The sequence below is a fragment of the Enterovibrio coralii genome (assembly GCF_001559595.1).
Classification (GTDB): domain Bacteria; phylum Pseudomonadota; class Gammaproteobacteria; order Enterobacterales; family Vibrionaceae; genus Enterovibrio; species Enterovibrio coralii.
This window is the reverse complement of record NZ_LNTY01000059.1, coordinates 190,084-213,103: the sequence shown is the minus strand read 5'-3', so window position 1 is coordinate 213,103 and position 23,020 is coordinate 190,084. Positions and strand designations below refer to the sequence as shown.

The 23,020-nt window shown below is 48.7% G+C and carries 22 protein-coding genes and 1 tRNA gene; 12 read left to right on the top strand and 11 right to left on the bottom strand.

Translation table 11 applies throughout. The annotated features are described in order from the left end of the window. The first annotated feature begins 115 nt into the window (after positions 1-115). Positions 116-1,438, top strand: coding sequence for a Na+/H+ antiporter family protein (locus tag ATN88_RS23585; protein ID WP_067419937.1), 1,323 nt, complete (start codon positions 116-118; stop codon positions 1,436-1,438). A 79-nt stretch (positions 1,439-1,517) separates the two neighbouring features. Here ATN88_RS23585 and ATN88_RS23580 read toward each other — a convergent pair whose 3' ends face one another. Further along, positions 1,518-1,856, bottom strand: a complete 339-nt coding sequence (locus ATN88_RS23580) for a Grx4 family monothiol glutaredoxin (RefSeq protein ID WP_067419936.1) — start codon at positions 1,854-1,856, stop codon at positions 1,518-1,520. 264 nt (positions 1,857-2,120) lie between these two features. Here ATN88_RS23580 and sodB point away from each other — a divergent pair, with 264 nt between their 5' ends. Continuing rightward, positions 2,121-2,705: a superoxide dismutase [Fe] gene (gene sodB / locus ATN88_RS23575; RefSeq protein WP_067419935.1), complete on the top strand. Its 585-nt coding sequence runs from the start codon at positions 2,121-2,123 to the stop codon at positions 2,703-2,705. 138 nt (positions 2,706-2,843) lie between these two features. Here sodB and asd read toward each other — a convergent pair whose 3' ends face one another. Then, positions 2,844-3,962 carry an aspartate-semialdehyde dehydrogenase gene (asd, locus tag ATN88_RS23570; protein ID WP_067419934.1) on the bottom strand — a complete coding sequence of 373 codons (1,119 nt, stop codon included), beginning with the start codon at positions 3,960-3,962 and terminating at the stop codon, positions 2,844-2,846. 592 nt (positions 3,963-4,554) lie between these two features. Between asd and nhaC the strand changes: the two genes are divergently transcribed. The 4 genes from nhaC to ATN88_RS23550 all read left to right on the top strand — a co-directional run bounded on the left by nhaC (position 4,555) and on the right by ATN88_RS23550 (position 8,699). Next, on the top strand, positions 4,555-5,994 hold the full coding sequence (gene nhaC / locus ATN88_RS23565; RefSeq protein ID WP_067419933.1) for a Na+/H+ antiporter NhaC: 1,440 nt from the start codon (positions 4,555-4,557) through the stop codon (positions 5,992-5,994). Positions 5,995-6,320: 326 nt separating this feature from the next. Beyond that, positions 6,321-7,049, top strand: coding sequence for a nucleoside recognition domain-containing protein (locus ATN88_RS23560; protein WP_067419932.1), 729 nt, complete (start codon positions 6,321-6,323; stop codon positions 7,047-7,049). Next, positions 7,049-7,510, top strand: coding sequence for a YjiG family protein (locus ATN88_RS23555; RefSeq protein WP_067419931.1), 462 nt, complete (start codon positions 7,049-7,051; stop codon positions 7,508-7,510). Before ATN88_RS23560 ends, ATN88_RS23555 begins: the two co-directional genes overlap by 1 nt. Before the next feature lie 67 nt (positions 7,511-7,577). Beyond that, positions 7,578-8,699, top strand: coding sequence for a M20 family metallopeptidase (locus ATN88_RS23550; RefSeq protein WP_067419930.1), 1,122 nt, complete (start codon positions 7,578-7,580; stop codon positions 8,697-8,699). Positions 8,700-8,742: 43 nt separating this feature from the next. Here the strand turns inward: ATN88_RS23550 and ATN88_RS23545 are convergent, their stop codons facing one another. From ATN88_RS23545 to ATN88_RS23530, 4 genes are all read right to left on the bottom strand, one after another. After that, positions 8,743-10,146: a TRAP transporter large permease gene (locus ATN88_RS23545; RefSeq protein WP_067419929.1), complete on the bottom strand. Its 1,404-nt coding sequence runs from the start codon at positions 10,144-10,146 to the stop codon at positions 8,743-8,745. Further along, positions 10,143-10,697: a TRAP transporter small permease gene (locus ATN88_RS23540; RefSeq protein ID WP_067419928.1), complete on the bottom strand. Its 555-nt coding sequence runs from the start codon at positions 10,695-10,697 to the stop codon at positions 10,143-10,145. Before ATN88_RS23540 ends, ATN88_RS23545 begins: the two co-directional genes overlap by 4 nt. A gap of 45 nt (positions 10,698-10,742) precedes the next feature. After that, complete coding sequence (locus ATN88_RS23535) at positions 10,743-11,729, bottom strand: TRAP transporter substrate-binding protein (protein WP_067419927.1); 987 nt, start codon at positions 11,727-11,729, stop codon at positions 10,743-10,745. Between the two features lie 200 nt (positions 11,730-11,929). Further along, positions 11,930-12,826 carry a LysR family transcriptional regulator gene (locus ATN88_RS23530; RefSeq protein ID WP_067419926.1) on the bottom strand — a complete coding sequence of 299 codons (897 nt, stop codon included), beginning with the start codon at positions 12,824-12,826 and terminating at the stop codon, positions 11,930-11,932. A gap of 145 nt (positions 12,827-12,971) precedes the next feature. Between ATN88_RS23530 and ATN88_RS23525 the strand changes: the two genes are divergently transcribed. Continuing rightward, positions 12,972-13,904, top strand: coding sequence for an NADP-dependent oxidoreductase (locus ATN88_RS23525; RefSeq protein WP_067419925.1), 933 nt, complete (start codon positions 12,972-12,974; stop codon positions 13,902-13,904). 184 nt (positions 13,905-14,088) lie between these two features. Here the strand turns inward: ATN88_RS23525 and ATN88_RS25705 are convergent, their stop codons facing one another. The 5 genes from ATN88_RS25705 to yejK form a co-directional block, all read right to left on the bottom strand. Then, positions 14,089-14,352 (bottom strand): nitrous oxide-stimulated promoter family protein, encoded by a 264-nt coding sequence (locus ATN88_RS25705; RefSeq protein ID WP_232313503.1) that lies wholly within the window; start codon positions 14,350-14,352, stop codon positions 14,089-14,091. Positions 14,353-14,499: 147 nt separating this feature from the next. Further along, the gene (locus ATN88_RS27970; RefSeq protein ID WP_232313502.1) at positions 14,500-15,708 is read right to left on the bottom strand and encodes an ATP-binding protein; all 1,209 of its coding nucleotides are present in this window, start codon (positions 15,706-15,708) and stop codon (positions 14,500-14,502) included. Beyond that, positions 15,681-16,961: a cache domain-containing protein gene (locus ATN88_RS27965; RefSeq protein ID WP_232313501.1), complete on the bottom strand. Its 1,281-nt coding sequence runs from the start codon at positions 16,959-16,961 to the stop codon at positions 15,681-15,683. Before ATN88_RS27965 ends, ATN88_RS27970 begins: the two co-directional genes overlap by 28 nt. A 41-nt stretch (positions 16,962-17,002) precedes the next feature. Beyond that, on the bottom strand, positions 17,003-18,283 hold the full coding sequence (locus ATN88_RS23515; protein ID WP_067419924.1) for an Hpt domain-containing protein: 1,281 nt from the start codon (positions 18,281-18,283) through the stop codon (positions 17,003-17,005). Positions 18,284-18,500: 217 nt separating this feature from the next. Beyond that, positions 18,501-19,514, bottom strand: coding sequence for a nucleoid-associated protein YejK (gene yejK / locus ATN88_RS23510; RefSeq protein ID WP_067419923.1), 1,014 nt, complete (start codon positions 19,512-19,514; stop codon positions 18,501-18,503). 76 nt (positions 19,515-19,590) lie between these two features. Between yejK and ATN88_RS23505 the strand changes: the two genes are divergently transcribed. From ATN88_RS23505 to ATN88_RS23490, 5 genes are all read left to right on the top strand, one after another. Then, positions 19,591-19,812, top strand: coding sequence for a YejL family protein (locus ATN88_RS23505; protein WP_067419922.1), 222 nt, complete (start codon positions 19,591-19,593; stop codon positions 19,810-19,812). Positions 19,813-19,865: 53 nt separating this feature from the next. Continuing rightward, on the top strand, positions 19,866-20,606 hold the full coding sequence (locus ATN88_RS29045; protein ID WP_408607733.1) for a DUF3413 domain-containing protein: 741 nt from the start codon (positions 19,866-19,868) through the stop codon (positions 20,604-20,606). Then, positions 20,567-21,688 (top strand): sulfatase-like hydrolase/transferase, encoded by a 1,122-nt coding sequence (locus tag ATN88_RS29040; RefSeq protein ID WP_408607732.1) that lies wholly within the window; start codon positions 20,567-20,569, stop codon positions 21,686-21,688. The genes ATN88_RS29045 and ATN88_RS29040 overlap by 40 nt, the downstream gene beginning before the upstream one ends. 169 nt (positions 21,689-21,857) lie before the next feature. Further along, a tRNA-Pro gene (locus ATN88_RS23495) sits at positions 21,858-21,934 on the top strand. Positions 21,935-22,051: 117 nt separating this feature from the next. Further along, positions 22,052-22,810, top strand: a complete 759-nt coding sequence (locus ATN88_RS23490) for a sulfite exporter TauE/SafE family protein (protein WP_067419921.1) — start codon at positions 22,052-22,054, stop codon at positions 22,808-22,810. Positions 22,811-23,020 lie beyond the last annotated feature (210 nt).

Below are 23,020 nucleotides of genomic sequence, written 5' to 3'. Positions count from 1 at the left end.
TAAATTCCTCTCGACAATGTAAAAAAAACGCGCAAACTGTGTTTTTTGTGACATCAATCTATTTGGGACGTTTTTTCGCCGGGATTGGGCGATTTTTTTGTAGGGATAAGAAGTAATGAATCCAGTAGTCGTTTCCGTCTGCGTGATGCTGGTGTTGGCTCTTTTACGAGTGAACGTTGTTGTCGCGCTGACATTTAGTGCCATCCTTGGCGGCGTGGTCAGTGGTTTGACACTGCAAGAAACCATCTCCGCATTTGAAGGTGGCTTGGGCGGCGGTGCGACAATCGCACTTAGCTACGCCATGCTCGGTACCTTTGCCGTTGCTATCAGCCGTTCTGGCATCACTGACTTGCTTGCGCAAGCGGTTATCAAAAAGCTAAATGGCCATGACAACCCGAATGCTACCTCTGCGCTGAAATACTCAGTGTTGGTTGCTCTGGGTCTGTTGGCGATGTCGTCTCAGAACGTCATTCCTATTCACATTGCGTTTATCCCTATTGTTATTCCACCTTTGCTACATGTGTTTGCAAAACTCAAAATGGACCGCCGTTTGGTTGCATGTGTACTGACCTTTGGTCTGATCACGCCTTATATGGTTCTGCCTATTGGTTTCGGTGGTATTTTCCTCAACAACATTCTGCTGAAGAACTTGCATGATAACGGTCTGGATGTCACTGCCGCGCAAGTCCCACAAGCCATGTTGTTACCGGCCGCAGGCATGCTGTTTGGTGTGTTGCTGGCCGTGTTTATCAGCTACCGCAAACCGCGTGAATATTCTGAAGAATTGATCTTGGCAGCAGAGCCTGAAAAGACGCAGTTCAAGCCTTGGAATGTTTGGGTGGCGGTTATCGCAATCGTGGTTGCACTGGGCGTTCAGCTAAAAACTGGCTCAATGATCGTCGGTGCGTTGGCTGGCTTCATGGTGTTTACGTTTGGCGGCGTCATCAAGTGGAAAGACTCTCACGACGTATTCACTCGCGGCGTACACATGATGGCAATGATTGGCTTTATCATGATTTCTGCTGCAGGCTTTGCGGCGGTAATGAAAGCCTCTGGCGGCGTTGAGACGCTGGTTGCCTCTCTGTCTTCAAGCATTGGCGACAACAAGCCATTGGCCGCATTACTGATGCTGGTCGTTGGTCTACTGGTTACCATGGGTATCGGCTCATCGTTCTCGACCATTCCAATTATCGCGACCATTTATGTACCGCTGGCACTGGCTTTTGGCTTCTCGCCAATGGCGACCATCGCTCTGGTAGGTACAGCAGCAGCACTGGGTGATGCAGGCTCACCTGCCTCAGACTCGACTCTGGGTCCAACATCTGGCCTTAATGCCGATGGTCAGCATGAGCATATCTGGGATACGGTTGTGCCGACCTTTATCCACTACAACCTGCCATTGATTGGCTTTGGTTGGCTGGCAGCGATGATGCTGTAGTACAGCGTCAATAAGCTAAAAACAACAGATACAAAAAAGCCGCTGATTTTCAGCGGCTTTTTTGATTCAACTCGAAAACTTATTCGTTTTCTGCTGCGTCACGGCGCGCTGCCGCTTCTTTGATCATTGGCTGTAGTTCGCCTTTCTGGAACATTTCCAGAATGATGTCACAACCGCCGACCAGCTCGCCTTCGATCCACAGTTGTGGGAACGTTGGCCACTGCGCGTAGATTGGCAGCTCAGCACGGATATCTGGGTTTTGCAGAATATCAACGTAAGCGAATTTCTCACCACATGCCATCAGAGCTTGGCTAGCCTGAGACGAGAAGCCACAGCTTGGCAGCTTAGGCGAACCTTTCATGTAAAGCAGAATTGCGTTTTCTTCGATCTGCTGTTTGATTTTATCAATAGTTTCCATTACTTCCTCGAACACAAAGTGTGATGATTACGTCGATTCTAACTGGGAAATGCTCGGAAAAAAACGCCTAAAAACTGTAAGGGCAAATTCCCTCTATTTTTTTAAAATTCTTCTTTTAATAAAGTAAAAACTTGCTAAACTATTCCGCAGTCAGCCTATAAAGTAGATACGTCACCTACAGGTAAGCACTCATAAAGTGTACGACAAATCTACAGGAAGCAATAATGTCAGGGGGAGACCCCGCCTATCATGGAGAATCGAGTAATGGCATTTCAACTACCAGCTCTTCCTTACGAGAAAAATGCACTAGAGCCACACATCTCTCAAGAGACTCTGGAATACCACCACGGCAAACACCACAACACTTACGTTGTTAAGCTGAACGGTCTGATCGAAGGTACTGAGCTTGAAAGCAAATCTCTGGAAGAGATCATCAAGACATCTACTGGCGGTGTGTTCAACAACGCTGCTCAAATCTGGAACCACACGTTCTACTGGCACTGCCTGAGCCCAAATGGCGGCGGCGAGCCAACGGGTGACGTTGCAGACGCAATCGCGAAATCTTTCGGTTCTTTCGAAGAATTCAAAGCGAAATTCACTGATTCAGCAATCAACAACTTCGGTTCTTCTTGGACTTGGTTGGTGAAAAAAGCTGACGGTTCTCTGGATATCGTGAACACGTCAAACGCAGGTACTCCTCTGACTGAAGAAGGCGTTACTCCTCTGCTGACTGTTGACCTGTGGGAACACGCTTACTACATCGACTTCCGCAACCTGCGTCCAGACTACATGAATGCATTCTGGGCACTGGTTAACTGGGAATTCGTAGCACAAAACCTGGCTGCGTAATTTCTAGCTGAAAGCCTTTGAAAGAAAATACCTCGTTAAGGCGGGGTATTTTTTTGTCTGTAAATAGTCTTCAATCGAAAGTCACAGGCAATAAAAAAGCCGCTGCTGATGCAGCGGCTTTTTCGTATGTATTCAGTCTTATGCGACTTCAGACAGAATGATGCGCAGTGTGCGACGCAGTGGCTCCGCAGCACCCCAAAGTAGCTGGTCACCAACCGTAAACGCATTCAGGAAGTCATCACCCATTGCCATCTTACGCAGACGACCAACTGGGATAGACAGCGTGCCTGTTACTTTCGCTGGGGACAGCTCTTGAACGGTTATATCGCGCTCGTTCGGGATCACTTTTACCCAATCGTTGTGTGCGGCGATGATGCCTTCGATTTCATCCATTGGGACGTTTTTCTTCAGCTTCAGCGTCAGTGCTTGGCTGTGACAACGCATCGCGCCGATACGAACACACGTACCATCGATAGGCACTGGGTTATCTTGCAGACCCAGAATCTTGTTGGTTTCAACCGTGCCTTTCCATTCTTCCTTGCTCTGGCCGTTTTCGCGCTTTACATCGATCCATGGGATCAATGAGCCCGCCAGTGGTGCGCCAAACTCAGACGTTGGGAAACTCGCAGAGCGCTGTGTTTCAGCCACTTTGCGGTCGATATCCAAAATAGACGTTGCTGGGTTTGCCAGATCCATGCTGACTGAATCATTGATCACACCCATTTGGCTGATCAGTTCACGCATGTTTTTCGCACCTGCGCCAGAAGCCGCTTGGTACGTCTGAGAAGTCATCCACTCAACCAGACCTTCTTGATACAGGCCACCAACAGCCATCAGCATCAGGCTCACGGTACAGTTACCACCCACATAGGCTTTCGTGCCTTTGTGGATGCCTTCTTGAATTTGTTTGAAGTTAACAGGATCCAACGTGATGATTGAATCGTCTTTCATGCGCAGAGATGAAGCGGCATCAATCCAGAAGCCTTTCCAGCCCGCAGCAAGTAGCTTCGGATATACCTCGTCGGTATAGCTACCACCTTGACAGGTAACGATGATATCTAGCGTCTTCAGACTCTCGATATCAAATGCGTTTTGTAGAAGACCCGCGTCCTTTCCATAGTTTGGTGCAGGGATACCTACTTGAGAGGTGCTGTAGAAAACAGGCTCAATAACATCAAAGTCACGCTCTTCTACCATGCGCTGCATCAGTACGGAGCCAACCATACCGCGCCAGCCGACTAAACCTACTCTTTTCATTCGTTCTCACACTCCATGTTTTAATCTTCTGCACCTATCTTGAAAATTAACGACACAAATAACAAGCAAAAACTGAATCTTTTTGCAGCTAAACGCGATTTTCTTCGACGGTTTAGTAATTTTTCTCCGTTGCTACCGCGCAAGCACAAGCAAACCGCACACAAAGCCACTTAACAAATTGAAATGAATAGAGATATTTCCACAATCAATCACCCATCTTTTCACTTTGTATATCTATCTGTGTACAACTAACTTTTCGATACGCGACGCCGACGTTAACCTGTTATACAAAATTAAATGCCATATATTTACATTTATTCAAACATCGACAAAACAAACCAACCCCACTTAATCACCACAACCGTTAACAGCTTAGAAACCACAGAAAAACATAAACACACAAAAACAAACACTTTCAGTGCTCAGACCAGAGAAATGGAAATACTTGTTACCCCTGTAGGGACTATTTCGCTAAAGTATGCGTCCGCCGCCAGGATGGTAGTGACAAAAGCCCACTAAACCTGCAGCTAGAGGTTGTATCGGTATATTTCGGCAGGAGCCAAGGGCCTGACACTCAACAAGGGTTTGAAATATGCAACATCACTCGGCGCGACTTCCTTCTCTTTTCCAAGTTTTCGCTGCGCTTGGTCTGTTTCTCTTACTGGCATTTTCGTTCACGGCGAAACTCAATCTGCCAATTCAACTGGCTCTGTACATTGGCTGGTTCGTGATCATCGGTTTGGGCATCAAACTGGGTCATCGCTACAAAGATCTTGAACACGCAGCGACCCAAGGCATCGCAAACGGGCTGGGTGCTGTGCTTATACTGCTGGCTGTCGGTGCGCTTGTTGGTACCTGGATTGCAGGCGGTATCGTCCCAACCATCATTTATTACGGCTTGAAAGCTATCCACCCTTCTATCTTCCTTGCTGCCACCATGATCATTTGCTCACTCACAGCATTGGCCACCGGCACATCTTGGGGTGCGGCAGGTACAGCTGGCATCGCGATGATGGGGATTGGGCAAGGCTTGGGTGTACCTGCTCCTGTGACTGCGGGTGCCGTGCTTTCAGGCTGCTATTTCGGTGACAAAATGTCGCCCCTGTCTGACTCAGTGATCTTGGCGTCTTCCATGTCAGGCGTTGAAATCGTCGAACACATCAAAGGTATGCTGCCAATCGCCCTGATCAGCTACATCATTACCGCGCTGCTTTTCACCGCTTTCGGGCTTCACTACGCAGGCAATGTCGATATGGCGCAGGTTTCTGACGTGATTGTCGCGATGGAAAAACAGTTCGTTATCACGCCGTTCTCCTTTATTCCTGTGGCGATTGTTTTGGTGCTGTTGGCACTGCGCTTACCATCGTTCCCTGTGATTTCTTTGGGCTCAGTGCTCGGCATCGTGTGGGCGATTGTGGTTCAAGGCATGAACCCGTTGGATGCGATCAACACCGCGTGGGCACCGTACTCCATTGAATCGGGTGTGAGCTTTATCGATGCTATTTTGAACCGTGGCGGCATGGAGTCTATGCTCGGATCGGTCGCCGTTATCGTATTCGGTTTAGGCTTTGGTGGTCTGCTGGATAAAGTTGGCGTACTGGAAACCATCGCAAAAGTCTTCGAGCGCAAAGTGACCTCCGCAGGCAGCTTGGCAACCTCAACCATTGCTACCGCTTTCCTCGGTAACGTCTTTGGCTCTGCCATGTATGTTTCGCTGATCCTGACGCCAAAGATTTGTGCGAAGAACTACGATCGCCTGGGCTTTAAACGCAAGAACCTGTCACGTAACGCAGAGTTTGGCGGCACATTGACGTCAGGCATGGTGCCTTGGAGTGACAACGGCATCTACATGGCGAGCATTCTGGGCGTCGCAACCTTGTCTTATGCCCCATTTATGTGGCTCAGCTTCGTGTGTATTTTGGTGACCATTGTGACGTCTTACATGGGCTGGTTTGTTGACCCTTGTGAGCCAACGGCTCCGTCTTCTAGCACTCACGCAACGGCATCCACCGCACAGATGCAAAACGCGTAAATGTTCCCAGAAAGGCGTCTTCAAGACGCCTTTTTCTTTGTCTTTACCCCGCAAAATCCATTTTGAACCCGACCGCAAACCAACTCTGTTGCACAACTATCACACCGAGTTATTCACTCATTAAATGACTGATTTCAGTATTCATCACTTTCCGCAACATACTGATTAGACGCAAATATGCATGAATAGCGATCCATGTCTCATTTCCATGCAATTCAGGTCACCAGCGCGTTTTTATGTAGCCCATATTGACCCCCGTCAATTTCCGTTTCCCAGTCTGAAGCAAAATCGAACCGTTCAATTTTATTTTTGTTTGAGGGAACAATATGTCGCAACCGGCAAATTCAGACCGCAAAGTGACGGTTGGCGCCTACATCGCGCTAGCATTTGCAGTCGTATTCTTTTCTGGCCTTCTCCAGTCTAATCAATGGTATGGCATTTTCGATTTCACCACGCTGAACGGTTCGTTCGGTAGTGTTGTTTACTCAGTTAGCGATACAGCAGACGGTGTAGAAGCAGCAACAACCTCTATGCGCGGTAAAGGCGGTAGCGGTGCTCGCGACGGTTTCATGTTCGCTCTGACCCTGATCCCAACCGTTATGTTCGCACTGGGCATGATCAACGTTCTAGAGCACTACGGTGCACTGGAAGCAGCGCGCAAACTTTTGACTCCACTTCTGCGCCCGCTGATGAGCGTTCCGGGTAACACAGGTCTGGCTCTGATCGCCTCACTACAAAGTACTGACGCCGGTGCGGCCATGACCCGCCAGCTCAAAGATGAAGGGCAGCTCACCAAGCGTGAAGCAGACATCTTCACCATGTTCCAGTTCTCTGCTGGTGCAACCATCGTTAACTTCTTCTCATCAGGTGCAGTGCTGTTCACCCTGACGCTGGCAGACGGCTCAATGGCAGTGACCTCTTCTATCGGTCTGGCAGTTGGCGTCATGTTTATCTTCAAATTCGTGGGTGCAAACCTGTTCCGCATCTACCTGAACATCACTGAAGGTAAAGAAGACAAAGCTGCTAACGAAACGCTGACCGAGGAGAAAGCATAATGACTACTGCGAAAAAACCGATGGTGACGGATATCTTCGTCGAAGGCGCGAAGAAAGGCTGGAACATCGCAACCATGTCGACAGTGCCAAACGTTCTGATGGCATTCGTTATCATCAAAGCACTGCAAATCACCGGTGCACTGGACATGATGGGCACCCTATTCTCTCCTGTTATGGCAATTTTCGGTCTGCCGGGTGAAGCCGCTGCGGTACTTATCGGCGCATGGATGTCGATGGGTGGTGCAGTAGGTGTAGTGATCACTCTGTTTGACCAAGGCATTTTGAATGGCGAGCACATCGCGATTCTGGCACCAGCTATCTACTTGATGGGTTCTCAGGTTCAGTATCTGGGTCGTATCTTGGGTCCTATCGGTACCGAAGGTCGCTACATCCCAATCATGATTCTGATCTCTGTGATCAATGCCTTTGGCGCAATGTTCGTGATGAACATTCTGGTGTAATCCCTGACTTTCTGCGCTGCAAACCACGTTTTCAGCGCAGCTTTCCAAATGGAATTCTGGAGTAATTATGAGCTTTTCATTAGACGCTTACCTTGAAGAACTTCGTCCACTGGTAAATGTTGACTGTGGCACACTGACCGTTGAAGGCATTGAAGTGGTTGCAGACATCATGGCTGCAAAATACGAAGAAATGGGCGGCTGGAACATCAAGCGCGTTGATTGCGGCATTGCAGGCCCAGGTCTGGAAATTCGCAACAAGCCTGAAAACGACGTTATCGATCTGATGCTGATCGGCCACATGGACACCGTATTCCCTGTTGGTACCGCTGCAAAACGCCCAATGAGCGTTGAAGGTAACCGTGCATTCGGCCCTGGCGTATCAGACATGAAATCTGGCCTGCTGAACATCGTTTACGCGCTGCGCACGCTGGACAAAGCGGTTCTGGATAACATGTCGATTTGTGTTTGCATGAACCCAGATGAAGAGATCGGCTCTTTGCACTCAAGCGAGTGGCTGAAATCTGTGGCGGTGAATGCTCGTCACGTTCTGGTTTGCGAAGCGGCGCGTGCTGATGGCTCTTTGGTTAAAGCGCGTAAAGGTATGGCGCGCTACAAGATGACCTTCAACGGTAAAGCTGCGCACGCGGGTAACGAACCACAAAACGGTCGCAGCGCGATTTCTGAAATGGCGCAGTGGATTGTTGCCATCAATGGCATGACCAACTTTGACACTGGCACCACACTGAATGTTGGCGTCGTCAGCGGCGGTGACGGTGCGAACATCGTACCTGAGCTGGCAACTGCGGTTGTTGACGTGCGTTTCTGGGACAACGACGAATACGCTGCCGTTGACGAGAAGCTGCGCGCAATGGCAGATCTGCCATTTATCGACGGTGTGTCTGTGGTTCTTGACCGTGAGGCGTACAAGCCTTCAATGACCCCAAGCGAGAAGACTGAATCGCTGATGGCAATGATTGAAGAAACTGGCGCAGAGCTTGGCATGAACATCACTTGGCAAGCAGTAGGTGGCGGTTCAGACGCAAACCTGACAGCTATCTTGGGTGTTCCAACGCTGGACGGTCTGGGCCCTATCGGCGCAGGTTTCCACAGCGATGCAGAATACCTAGACTTGGACTCTATCGAGCCACGTATCCAAATGCTGCAACGCGTTATCGCGAAACTGGCGTAATCGCTAACAGCATGAAAAAGGGCGCAATTTGCGCCCTTTTTATTTACGACTTATAGCCCCGTAGCGAGTCGAGATAATCTGGCAAGAACAGCGATATTTGTGGAATGTAGGTGATCAATATCAGGAAGATCAAAAGCAGTCCCAGCCAAGGCAACGCCGCTTTTATCGCCCAGCCCATGCTCTCTCCCGTGATACCCGCCGTCACAAACAGATTCAACCCGACCGGTGGCGTCAGCATGCCAATTTCCATGTTGACTACCATGATGATCCCAAGGTGAATCGGGTCGATCCCAAGCTGTACTGCAATCGGGAACAAGATCGGTGCCATGATCAAAAGGATCGCGGACGGTTCCATAAAGTTGCCCGCGATGAGCAGCAAAATGTTCACCACGATCAAAAAGCCCCACGCAGGTAACCCCCACGCCACAATCGTTTCCGCAATCGTGTGTGGGATGCGCTCTGTCGTCAGCACATGAGCGAACAGCATGGCGTTAGCGATGATGAAAAGCAGCATGATGCTGACTTTCGCGGCATCCTTAACGACATGGTTCACTTCTTTGTCGGTGAAAGAGCGCACCATGACCACAGGGAGTAAGACGAGGTTTCTCGCCAACATCGCGAGCGCATTCTCGCCCTCTTTGCGCCACGCTACGTCTTTGAGCGGGCCAATATCGCGATAACCCCACACACTGACGAGCCAAGCGTAAACCGCCGCCACGGACGCCGCTTCTGTTGGACTTGCCACACCGCCGTAAATAGAACCCAGCACGATGATGATAAGCATCAAACCGCCAAGTGCGCGGGCACCTGAAAATGCCAGTGCCGCAAAGCCGGGGAACGGTTGAGATGGCAATCCTTTGATGCGGGCAACGATATATATCGCCAGCATCAAAATGCCACCCATCATCAGCCCAGGAATGAAACCTGCCATAAACATTCGTGACGCAGACACTTCTGTCGCCGCGGCATAAACCAGCATCACGATGGAAGGTGGAATTAAAATGCCGAGCGTACCCGCATTGGCAATTACCCCTGCGGCAAACGCTTTGGGGTAACCCGCTTTCACCATGCCGACAATCACGATAGAACCGATGGCCGCCACCGTTGCTGGCGAGCTTCCTGACACGGCAGCAAAGAGCATACACGCCATGACAGATGCCATCGCCAAGCCGCCTTTCACATGACCGACGGAATCAATCGCAAAGTTAATCAGGCGTCTTGCCACGCCACCCGTCGAGAGGAAGGCCGAAGACAAAATAAAAAACGGAATGGCAAGCAGCGTGTAGTGTTCACTGGTTGCCTCAAAGAGCTTGAGTGAAATTGACGCCAGAGAATCGTTCGAGAACATCAATATGGTTGCCACACTTGATAGCCCCAGAGCTATCGCAATCGGCATTCCCATAAACATGCACAGGAAAAGTAATCCAAACAGTACTGCGATGGTCATTTGTTACTCTCCTTGTCAGCCGCTTCCTCCGCTATTTCTTCTGCCAAATGCATACTTTCTTCCGCTTCATCGACAAAGCCGAAGCCTTTGCGTGTGCCTTTCGTCACTTCATAGGCAATGGTGCAAACCCTCAAGGCCAGCAAGCCGAAACCTAATATCAGACAGGACATGGCTTTCCATTTTTCAATCGGCATGTCTTCCATCTCAATACCGATCATTTTCATCTTGCTGAGATAAATCCATGAGCCATAGAGAAACAGGCCACAGTAGGCAAGGCACAATGCCAAGGCGATAAGCGTGACAACTTTTTGTAACTCTGGGGAAAGGTGCTTGATGGCAGCATCTACGCCAATATGCGCGCCTTCGCGAAGTCCCCACGATGCGCCCATTAAAACCATCCAAGCCGAAAGATACAGTGTTAATTCTTGCGCCCAAAGGAGGCCTTCGTTGAAGAAGAAGCGCAGAATCACTTCCATAAACACCAACAGTGTCATTGCCACCAGTAAGAGGCCAATCCCAGCCTCTTCAAAGCGGTGTAATAACCGAATCATTGCAAACTCCATGAAAAAGCCCGACAGAACGCCGGGCTTCTTGTATTACTGATTTGACGCAACAGCAGCTTCAATAAGCTCTGGACCGATTTGCTCTTGGAACTCCGTCCAAACCGGCTTCATCACTTCCACCCATTGCTGACGTTGATCGTCCGTCAGGGTGATAATTTGGCTGCGACCTGAATCGATGATGTTCTGACGATCTTTCATCGCTTTCTCGTTCGCAATCTTGTTACCGTGGGCAACGGCTTCTGCTAGTGCCGTTTGTAAAACCTCACGATCTTCATCCGGCAGCTGCATCCAAAACTCTGTGGATGTTGTCACCATGTAATCCAACACACCGTGGTTCGACTCCGTGATATATGGCTGAACTTCAAAGAATTTTTTGGAATAGATGTTTGACCAGGTGTTCTCCTGCCCGTCAATGGCGCGGGTTTGGAGCAGCGTAAACACCTCTGAGAATGGCTTTTTCAACGGAACGGCTTCTACGGCCTCAAACTGTGCTGCCAGTACATCAGAGCTCATGATGCGGAATTTTTTGCCATCAGCATCGGCCGGCACGCGCAATGGATCGTTCGCAGACAGTTGCTTCAAGCCATTGTGCAAATATCCCAAGCCAACCATGCCTTTGCCCTTCACAGACTCCAGTAATGCCTGACCGGCTTCGCTGCGTTGGAAGCGATCAACAGCCTCCATGTCTTTGAACAGGAAGGGCAGATCGTAAAGTTGAAGCTGTTTGGTGTACTTGGAAAACTTCGACAACGATGGCGCAATAAACTGCACATCACCTAGCAGTAAGGCTTCCATCTCTTTACCGTCACCAAACAATTGGGAGTTTGGATACACCTCCACCACATATTTGTCACCGATGCGCTCTGCCACCAAGTCTCTGAACTTCAGTGCCATCTGCCCTTTTGGGGTGTTCTCTGCAACAACGTGTGAGAATTTGATGGTTTCTGGTGCGGCATGTACAAATGCCGACAAGCCGGCAAAGAGTGCTAATGCACAAAGCACTCTGTTGAGCATTTTCATAACAATCCCTCTCTTTCCATGTATTTCACATGCGTCTGCATGTCCAACGAATCCTTTAACTAACTAGCCCATCACGCGATGGACGGCAGCGTTAGCGGAAAAGGATTAACAAGGCATTAACAGAACTGAGAGGTGGTTAAAATGAAATGGGTGAAAAACCACCCATAGATAAAAGGAAGTGTGACGCTTCTATGCGACGGTTAATGCCAAGGTGTTTGACGTTCGCGCTCGAACCAAGCAGCAAGAAACTCAACGAACTTGTAGACTTTCTGCGGCGTGTGGCGCCGCTCTGGGTACACCACACTGAGCGTCAGATAACCGGGGTCGTAGTCCGTCAAAACGCGTTCAAGGTCTGGATGATAGAGGGTAGCCAGCCTTGGAATAAAGGCGATGCCCTGCTCTTGGACGACCAAATCCCTCACCATATGGGTGTTGTTGGCGCGAACACGCTGGTGAACGTTCACGCGCTCGAGCACACCGGCTTTGCTGAGGATAACCGTTCCTGCTGCACTGTTGCCGTGATCGATGAAATCATGGTGCTGAAGGTCTGCGGCATTTTTCGGGTATCCATGTTTCTCGAAGTAGCCTTTTGCGCCAACCAGGTCGATACAAATTTTCCCCACAAAACGGTAAATCAGACTGGAATCCGGTTGAACAAAGCTCGCCCTGACGCTGAGGTCATATCCCTCATCCACCAAGTCCACGAACCTGTCATTCAGGTGTAGTTCGATATCCAAATCGGGGTATTTTTCCATAAACTCTGCGAGCATCCTGCTGGTGTCCGCGTTCGCGAAAAGGCTGGGGAGACTTACCCGCATAAGGCCAGATACGCGCTCCTTTTGCGCCAGTACCTCGTTCTCAGCCGTGCCAATTAAATCCAGAATATTCTCGCACTGCTTGAGGTACTTCTCGCCAGCTAAGGTCAGCGTGGTGACTCGTGTCGTACGCTGCAACAGTCTGACACCCAGTCGACTCTCCAAATCCGCAATGTGCTTACTGACATTGGACGGTGAGGTATGCAGCTCCTTGGCAACTTTCGAAAAGCTCCCAAGATAGGCAACGCGCGTAAAAAAGTGCATGGCTGTCAATTTGTCCATAAATCTTCCTACTCATGAGCACTTGGGTAACGACGCCATGCAATCAAACATTTTCCAATTTGGAAACAGTCTTATTCGGATAACGTTATTTTTGTCTCAAATGGAAACGCTTAAGCTTTTTTCATCAACACGGACGGAGATGACAATGAAAGCAGTACGAATGGACAATTTTGGTGATGTCACTTTACAAGACATTGAAATTCCGAAACCAAAGCCTGATGAAGTGCTCGTGAGAGTGCGCGCTTCCTCCATCAACCCTGTCGACTACAAAATTGGTAATGGCATGCTGAGTTTTCTTGCCAAGCAACCCATGCCACTTGTTTTGGGTTGGGACGTTGCGGGTGACGTGATAGAGACTGGTGCGTTTTCCAAGGCCTTTAACCCCGGCGATCGCGTGTTCGCGATGGCGGAAATTGGCTTGGATGGCACCTTAGCAGAATACTGCGTCGTGAAACGCGACCACTTAGCCTTACTGCCTGAAAGCATCAGCTATGAAGATGCGGGTGCCCTGCCTATGGTGTTGCTGACCGCATGGCAAGCCTTAATCACCGAAGGCAACCTGCATCGAAATCAACGATTGCTCATCCAACAAGGGGCTGGCGGAGTGGGTCATATTGCCATTCAGCTCGCCAAAATCATGGGCGCGCATGTGATTGTGATGACCTCAAGTAAAAACAAAGCGTTTGTCGAGTCACTAGGAGCCGATGAAGTCATTGATTACGAGAAACAAGATGTCGTCAGCTATTTAGCAGAAAAGCCCGTCGACCTCGTTCTCGAATCGCTTTACGGAGAAGCACAAACACAAGCCATTCGCGTGCTAAAACCGGGTGGAAAGCTAGTCAGTATCAGTGGCCTACTTCCAGAGACAGAAGCGGCAGCGAAAGAAGCCGGTGTCGACGCCTCATTTGTCTTCGTGCAAGGCGATGCATCACTCCTTAAACGCGCAACAGAATTCATTGCGAGAGGTGACATCAAACCGTTTATTTCACAAACCATTTCCCTGACAGACTTCCAGAAGGGATTTGACCAAAGTGAAAGTGGAAGGACGCGCGGCAAGATTGCTGTCACGATGGATTAGTCCGTCTTTTTGACAGAAAGCCCTTTGTTTATAACGTGAGTTGTTCTTTCGATACGTATCGCTTTGCACAGTTGCACCACGCCGCTTGCGGTGTGGTTCTTTTTTGCTGGCATAAGACGAGGAAGAAGAATGCAAAACGCGCCCGTCAGGGCGCGTTGCAGTGTTTGGTTGAATGAATGTAGAACTAATTCAGAATGGTACTAACGTAATGTCTAGCGACAAGCAATGGCTTACGCCATCTCAGTTTCGGTGCCGCCCAACGAGTAATATGGTTGATCTCCAATCTCGTTGCATCGGGATAACACTGGCGGTCACACTCTTTGCAGGCTGATTTGCTTCCTTCTTCTGCGCATTGAGAGGTTCTTGTTTCTTCAAATGCGAGTAGTGCTGTACATTGCGGGCACAACTGGCTGCCGCGGTGAATATGCTTACAATAAAGCGTCGTCATTGCGCGCACGAGCCAAAGAGGTTGGCGTCGGGGGCCAGACGAATTAGATACAGTTTTCATAGGCGCGCTATTTTCCTCAGTCGCCATGAAAAACCTTTGATTCAGATCAACCTTCGCGCATCAAATGGTCAATCTCATCACGTCTCTTTACGCTTCTACCTCGGTCGACAATGCTTTGACGCAAACTGCAAAAATCTCATTTTCGCGCAATGGCTTACCTATGTGCCCCTGCATTCCATTGCTGATGCAACGCCAAATATCATCTTTCAGAACGTTGGCCGTCATCGCAACGATAGGCGTCCGTTTATTAAAGTTATCGTTAGCGCGGATCTGTCGGGTGGCTTCCAGTCCGTCCATCCTTGGCATCTGGATATCCATGAAGATGATGTCATAGCCTTGCATGGAAACTTTGTCGATCGCTTCTACACCGTCGACGGCTTTGTCCACTGTGAAACCAAACTTCGACAACATCTTCTCAGCAATCATCATGTTGATGGCGTTATCTTCCACCAGCAAACAGTGCTTACCTTTGAACGCATCGGTATGCTCACGAAGCATTTCACGGCCTTTTTCATCGCTGGAATGCTCTTCGATTTGCAGCGGTAACGTCACATCAAACTGACTTCCTCGTCCCACTTCACTGTTTACAAAGATTTCGCCGCCCATCAACTCTACAAGCTGCTTGGTGATGGCCAGACCCAAACCAGAACCACCAAATTGTCGTGTGGTTGACGTATCCGCTTGCTGGAACTCATCAAAAATCAGGTCAAACTTATCTGGCGCAATACCCACCCCCGTATCGACGACACTGATCACCACCCCTACATAACGGTCTTGCTGGCGATTTATGCCAATTCTCAGTGTTACCAAGCCTGTTTCCGTGAACTTCAGCGCATTGGATACCAAGTTCAGCATCACCTGTTCGATGCGGTGCGCGTCACCAATAAAACGATGAGGACAATCTCTGTCGTAATGGAAATCAAACGCTAACTGAGGCTTGTTCTGAATGGTCGGCAACAACAACTCACGCACGTAACGTCCGACTTCCTGTAAATCGAACGGGGCCTCTTCCAACTTGAGGTGATTTGATTCCATCTTACTGAAATCAAGAATGTTATTGATAAGCGACATTAATCCGCGTGAAGAGTGTGCAATCACAGACAGGTATTCCGCTTGTTTGCCTGACATGCCTTCATCTTGCATCAAGGAGGTTGCGCCAAGTATGCCATTCATCGGCGTACGGATTTCGTGACTGATGTTAGCGAGGAATAGCTGCTTGGTTCTTGCCGCCTCGACTGCTCGTTCACGCGTCTCAACCAGATTCGTACTCAGTTGGTTGAACTCCTGCACCAACATGCCGAGTTCATCTTTCTCTTTGTAGTCAATCGGTGAAAATGGCCCGTCTGTGCCTGTGTTTCCAAGGCGTGTCTAACCCGCGCCATTGGCCTAACGATATGAAAATGAATCGCCAAATAGGTCACGACAACCAGTAAAAGCCCCACAAATGCCATCGCAAAGAACAGATCATTTTTTAGCGTGGTGGCTTCAACTTTGAGCAAACGTTCAGGCAACGCGCCAATTAGCATCCAGTTGGTGCCCGGCAGCACGCGCGCTAAAACGAGCGTTGGTTCATCGAGAACAGGGTCTACATCAAGTTGATGGATAAAGAGCTTTTCAGTACCTCGAAAGACACTTTGGTCTGGGTCCAGTTCTGCGGCAATCGAAAGCGCGTAGCCCAAATCAATGTCAGGTGTCGCCATGACAATCTGCTCAGCCAAATCCTGCACATTCGCATTGCTTTGCAATGCCAACCGCTCACCTTGCAATGCAGAGCTGATGGCCAATGCCAATTCATTGAATCGACTGTCCCTGTAAGCAATCTCCAAAACACTCGGCAGTTGATGCGTGCCGGACGCTACAGGCTTCACCGAATCGGGGTAGGACATTAAGCGTCCGCCGCGGTCGAGCATCGCTAAATAGCCGCCCAGCTTTTGGCCACTTCTTGAGAGGAAGACGCGCAACTCCGCAAGACGCACGTCGATGGTGACGACGCCGCGAAACTCATCATTTTTGATGATTGGAACACTGCAGGTCACCATAGGCTCGTTGGTGTATGGATCAACATAAGCACGAGACCAGTAAGCCGCACCTCTGACAAATCTCGTCGGCGCATACCATTCTTCAACGTGATAAGGACGCGCAGTATCAGAGTTGTAATCATCAATACGGTGATATGAGCCATCTTCGTTAAAGGCAATGAAGACTGACGCTTTGGCATCACCCGGCGAATAGATATTTGGCTCAGGCCAAAAACCGCCGCTTGCCACCACGCTACGAATGTTTTCGTTACTGAGCATCACTGCCAATTTGTGTTCGATTTCTTCGGGGGAATCCGAAAGCTCCAGCGTATCGGCCAATGACAAGGCAACGGTACTAACGTTGTTAGAAAGCTGACCAAGCGTTCGCGCAACGTTTTCCACTTGCGCTTCGACACGTTGGTTCGCACTGTCACGCACCATACTGTCGCCAGTAGTTTCCATCACGTAGGCAATCGTAATGACAACCACAGCAAGCATAAGGCCCAATATCCAAAGGGCCTTAAAACTCATGGTTCTATACCAAGGTAAATCGTTGGTGGACACAGGGTTCCTCACGTAGCCAGAGTTCGACGAAGTTGCTCCATTTCTTTGAGCACACTTTGAATGGTCATGGTCAGCAGTTTTTCAAACTTCACGAGAGTGTCTTCAGACAAAACCTGCCCATCTTTCAACGACACTTCTATCTCTTTGCAAAAACGCTCTAAGACAGCAGCACCAATGTTGCCCGCCACCCCTTTTAAGTTGTGGATCAGCGCACTGTTTTTTGCGATTTCGCCCTGCTCGTTCTGTGTTCTGACTTTCAGAGCATCGTTTTGGTGTTCAGCAACAAACATGGTCAGCACCGAATCAATGGCATCAAAATCCCCTTCTAGCTGCTCGATTAAGATGCTCGCATCAAACAATTCCCCTTCCGGAATCATCTCTGCTTTCTCGGTGGCTTTTGATTCATCTTTCTTCGCTTTCACTGCCGATTTACGTGAAACCGGTGTGTAGCCATAAGCACGTTGTTCCAGTTGATAGCGGATAACGACTTGCGCACCAAGAGCAACAAATGCCACAGCCAGTGCCAAGAGAATATTGTCTAGCAAAACAATGACGCGATTGGTCCAATACTGCTGTTGCTGGGTCATCGCACGGACAAACTTGTGGTTGATGACGTTATCCAGGCTCTCGAGCTGACGATTTAAGCGAATCAGCCCAGTGTATAAGGTGTAAAGCTCCACACTCACCACGTTGGAGGATGAGCTGGACAGCTGACGCTCAATCGCGTCGATGTATTCATTGAAGCGCTGAACGCTGGTTTCTCTGTCGCCATTGAGCCCGTGAAATTCGAAGAGTAAGTAACTACTTATCGATTCAAAAAGACGGATAAGTTCAGGCGAACGTTGGGTTTCCGTCAGTGACTTCAATTGTTTGGTCACCTTTGAAACCGAGTAAATCGACGCAAGCAGGTTATCGACATCTTCGACGAACGCGTCTGCATCAATCAGTGTGCTTTGAATGTCTTCCCATTCATCTTCAATGGTGAGTGATTTGGTGCGTAACAGCAGATAGCGGAAATGCTGAACTTCTTTCTCAATTTGAGTGAGCTCTCGCTCTTGATTCAGCATGGACGCAGACACAGTTTGCCTGAGTTGCTGTGCCGCATTATTGAGTTTAACAACCTGAGCTGCATGATCTTTTACGTGATTCATGTCCTGATACGCGTAAAACGCATACCCAAGCGCCAACACGAACACGCCCCAAAGCGCATACGAGATTCGATGAAGTACCAAATTACCGTTATTATCCAACTGGTTACGAAAACCTAGTCTTGCGGATATCGATGTCACAGGTGTCCCTCAAATAAGCTAACACGTTATAAGGCTTACTGCTGTCCAAGACTGAAACGTGGTGATGTTTGTGAAAGAGAAAGATTGGCGTTTCTTATAAGTTAGAAAACCTGTCTTACTTTGCAAACATTAAAGTGTAAGTTGTCTATACACAGCATGCCGTTCCTACGCAAAGCGAAGAAACGGCGTGTGTTTTAAATCACTGTTTAAATCGAGATTATTCGTCGACGTTCAAACGGCGCGTCAACTGATCGCGAAGGTTTGGTGGCGTACCTTTGATCGTCAAGGTGTCTGTCGCTTGATCGTAGAAAACACGCTCACCCAGCAACATGCTGTCGAAGTTGATGGAAAGACCACCACCGCCGCCAACAAATTTGGTCAGTTTACGCATAGACGTACGGTCAGCTGGGAAGCTCTCTTCCAGCTCATAGCCTTGTTCAGACGCGAATTGGTAGAAGTCCACACCTGCTTCGTTAGAAGGCAGCTCTTGCGCCAGTTCCTTTACGACGACTTCATCGCCCGCTTGAAGCTGACCGTTACAGTAGTCATAGACTTGCTTGCGGTATTGCTGTTTTTCTTCTTTATCTAAACGTGAGTCAGCACAGTAGTCTTCCACCGCTTGCATCAACACCAAGTTCTGCTGCTTGGTGTCCATACCCACTTCTGCTTGCATGAAATCGAGGAAGAAATCTGCCACTTTGCGGCCAACACGTCCTTTGATGTAAGTCAGATAGCGATTCGAGTCCGCGTCACTTTCCCACGTAGAAAGGTCGATACGCGCTGCGATGTCCATTTTCGCCACATCCAAGTAGTCGGTCGTGCCGATTTCCAGGTCGTCAGTGACTTTCATGCTCGCTTTAGATTCTAATAAACCAATGAACAGATATTCGGTCGCCAGTGAGCGGTACTCCGCAATCACTAACACGCCTTCATCAGCAAATGGGTACTTAGAAAGTTCTTCCTTAAGACGCTCAGTTGCTTGCGAAGAAAACGACAAAAAGTCCATTTCTTGCTTACGACATGCTTTCAACCAGCCGCAGAATTCACTTTCTTCCGCAAATTGACCAAAGCCTTTACCCGCTTTTGCGTTGTAGACGCGATGGATTTCACTTACAAGATTTTCTGTTGATGTAGAATGAGTTAGAGGCTGCTCGCGTAGATGAACAACCAGTGAGTCTTCACCCTCTTTTTTTAATTGGTGAAGAATAACGTTGGAAAGCGTGAGGCTCATAATTGAAAACATTTTTCGTCAGACTAGAGTGTGGGTTATTATACGCGGCTTCCGTTGATACAAGACAAGAGTTTCTATGCCTGTTACTTCTAAATATCAAGATAAAAACGTTGAACAGATCCTTTCAGATGTGGTCAATGTTCTTGAAAAGCACAAAGCTTCTAACGAACTTTCGCTGATGATCGTTGGCAACATCGCGACAAATTTGATCAACAGCAGCAAGATGCCTGCTGAACAGCGCAAAATCATCGCTGAAAAATTTGCTCAAGCTCTGCTGTCATCTATCGATACAGAGTAATAACGCGTCATCAAATTGCGCGAAGTAGAATAAAAGAGAAGAATTGACCTTTTATGGTAGACAGCGGAAATACCTACAGGGATAAAGTGTCGCAGCTCATTAGCTGGGGACACTGGTTTAGCTTTTTCAATATTATTGCGGCCATGTTGCTGGGCACGCGCTATATCGCGCAATCCGGTTGGCCAGAGACATTGCTCGGACAAACCTATCAATTGCTGACATGGCTCGGTCACTTTGGTTTTCTGGTTTTCGCTGTTTATATTCTGATCATATTCCCAGCCAGCTTTATCATTCCTTCTCAAAGGTTGATGAGGCTGTTTGCTGTTTTTGTGGCCACAGCAGGCATGACGCTCCTGTTGTTGGACATCTACGCTTATGAAACTTTGCACCTTCACCTGAACCCTCTGGTTTGGGATTTGCTGCTTAGCGGCGAAAAGACTGACATGAATGCCCACTGGCAATACTTGTTTGTCGTGGTGCCTGCTATCTTCTTGCTTGAACTCATCATGTCTGAATGGGTTTGGCGCAAGCTACGTAAACTCTCTCGCAAGCGTGTAGGCGTGCCAATTGCCAGCGTATTCGCAGTATGTTTCATTGGTAGCCACTTGATTCACATCTGGGCGGATGCATTCCTCTACAGCCCAGTGACATCACAACGCTCTAACTTCCCGATCTCATACCCTATGACGCTAAAACCTTCATGGAGAAATACGGCCTACTTGATCGCCAAGAATATCAGCGCCGCAGAGACGAAATGGGAAATCAAGAAAGCGAAGTTATTCGTTATCCGCTAGAGAAACTCTCTTTCTCGTCTAAAGCGGCAAGCTACAACCCGAATTTATTGGTCGTTATGGTTGAGAGTCTGCGCGCAGACATGCTCGATCCCGTCGTGATGCCAAACCTTGAAGATTTCGCGTCTAACAACGTGAAATTCATGCACCACTACAGCACCAGTAACGATTCCATGGCAGGTCTGTTTGGTCTGTTTTATGGCTTGCCAGGTAGCTATGCACAAAGCGCACGTACCGAAGGATTAAGCCCGCTGCTTCTCGATACGCTGGAAAAACGTAATTACGATTTCGGTTTGTTCAGTGCCGATAACTTCGAAAACCCGATTTACTATCAAAGCATTTTTGGTAAGCACCTTAATGACGCCACCAAAATCAGCGCTGACGAGGCATGGGTTGCTGACCACAAAGCCACAGATAACCTTGAAACTTGGCTAAATGATAAAACGCCGAGCAAACCTTGGTTTGCCTACTTAGAGCTGAAAAGCGTGACTGAGTACGAACAAGGCGGCGATTATGAACGTCCATTCCAACCATCGCTCGACAACGATCTGGCAAACGTTGGTGAACACACCACGTTGGTGCTGAAAAACAGCTACAACAACGCGGCGTATTATGTCGACAGCCTGCTGGGCGAGTTGTTTGATACCTTGGAAGCCAAAGGCCAGCTAGATAACACCATTGTGATTGTCACTGCCAACCATGGCATCGAGTTCAATGAAACAGGCTCGAATAGCTGGGGCTCAAACTCTAATTACAGCAAGTACCAAATCCAGGTACCGCTGGTCATCCATTGGCCAAATCAATCGCCAACGGAAGTGGACATTTACAGCTCTCATCTTGATGTCGTGCCGACACTGATGGAAAGCATGCTGGCAGTTGATAGCCTTCTGAGTCTTACACCAGTGGTCAGAACCTGTTCGACTTGGCCGACAAACCAAGAAAATGGGTACTGGCAGGTGACAGCCGCGACATCGTTGTGGTGCAACCTGACAAAACGACAGTGGTCGACAAATTCGGTAACTACCGCGTTTATGACAGTAACTACAAGCTACAGCCAGAAGGGAAACCACAGCTTTCTGTGCTGATGCAAGTGATGCATGAGCTGAAGCGTTTCTACTATCCAGAAGAAAACTGATAGTAAAACAGCGATCTCATTGGTGAATCAATTTTAGCCAACCAATTGAATTTCACGGATTTAATTCTGAAAGGCAATTGACAGTGAAGATCTAGCTTCGTACCATGAGTACATAGTATCGGTCTGTAGCGCAGCCTGGTAGCGCACTGTCATGGGGTGTCAGGGGTCGCTGGTTCAAATCCAGTCAGACCGACCATTTATTCAAAGCCCGCAGCATTTATGCTGCGGGCTTTTTCGTTTCTATACATTTCGCTATGATGCTAGGGCGTTGATTTTCTTCGCCTGCCAACTCAAATCATACGGATGTAAAGATATGGATATCTCGCTCGGTTTCGGTGTACTGCTGGTCGTTCTAGGCTTTGTCGCGGGCATTATCAATACGCTTGCGGGCGGCGGGTCAAACCTCACCATTCCGGCACTCATCGTTCTTGGCATGCCAGCCGAAGTGGCCAACGCGACCAACCGTGTTGGCGTATTGATGCAAAGCGTCAGTGGCGTTGCCGGGTTTCGCCATCACAACCGCCTAGAAAGTAGCGACTTAGTCGGCATTCTTATTCCTATGGTCATTGGCGGCCTTGTCGGTGCAAGTGCAGCTGCGTGGCTTCCATCAGACATCATCAAACCCCTTTTGCTTGGCACCATGTTATTGATGGCCTTCATCATGTTGGTCAAGCCAAGTGCCATTGCACCAGACCCAGATACACCGTTTAAGAAAGTCAAAGACACGCCTGCCTCCTGGCTAGGTCTTACCATCGCTGGTTTTTACGGGGGCTTTGTTCAAGCGGGTGTCGGCTTTGTGCTTATCGCCGCACTTTGCGGCACGCTTCGTTACGATCTGGTGCGCGGTAACGCGCTAAAACTGGTCTGCACATTGGCCTTTACTGCCGTCTCTCTCGCTATTTTCATTTGGCAAGATCTCATTCTTTGGCTGCCGGGACTACTGCTGGCAGTCGGCTCAATGTTTGGTGCTTGGCTCGCGGTTAAATTTGCCATAAAGGCAAATCCTCAGACATTAAAATGGTTTCTATTTATCATGACACTGGTCGGATGCGTCTCCGCCTACTTGAGTTAGTGGGAATCACCTACCCCTCTGTTTTTGTTAAATTATTATTTCCAAAGCCCCGTGCTAGAAGCCAAGTCACACCCTACTAACAACCCCTGTGACCTGAGTCGAAGATGAAAGAAATTCAGACATTCCTAAGACTAATTACTGTCATACTGGCTGAAACATTATTAGAACCAACGTCACATTTTAACGCTAGCTAAATTAGGGGAGTCACAG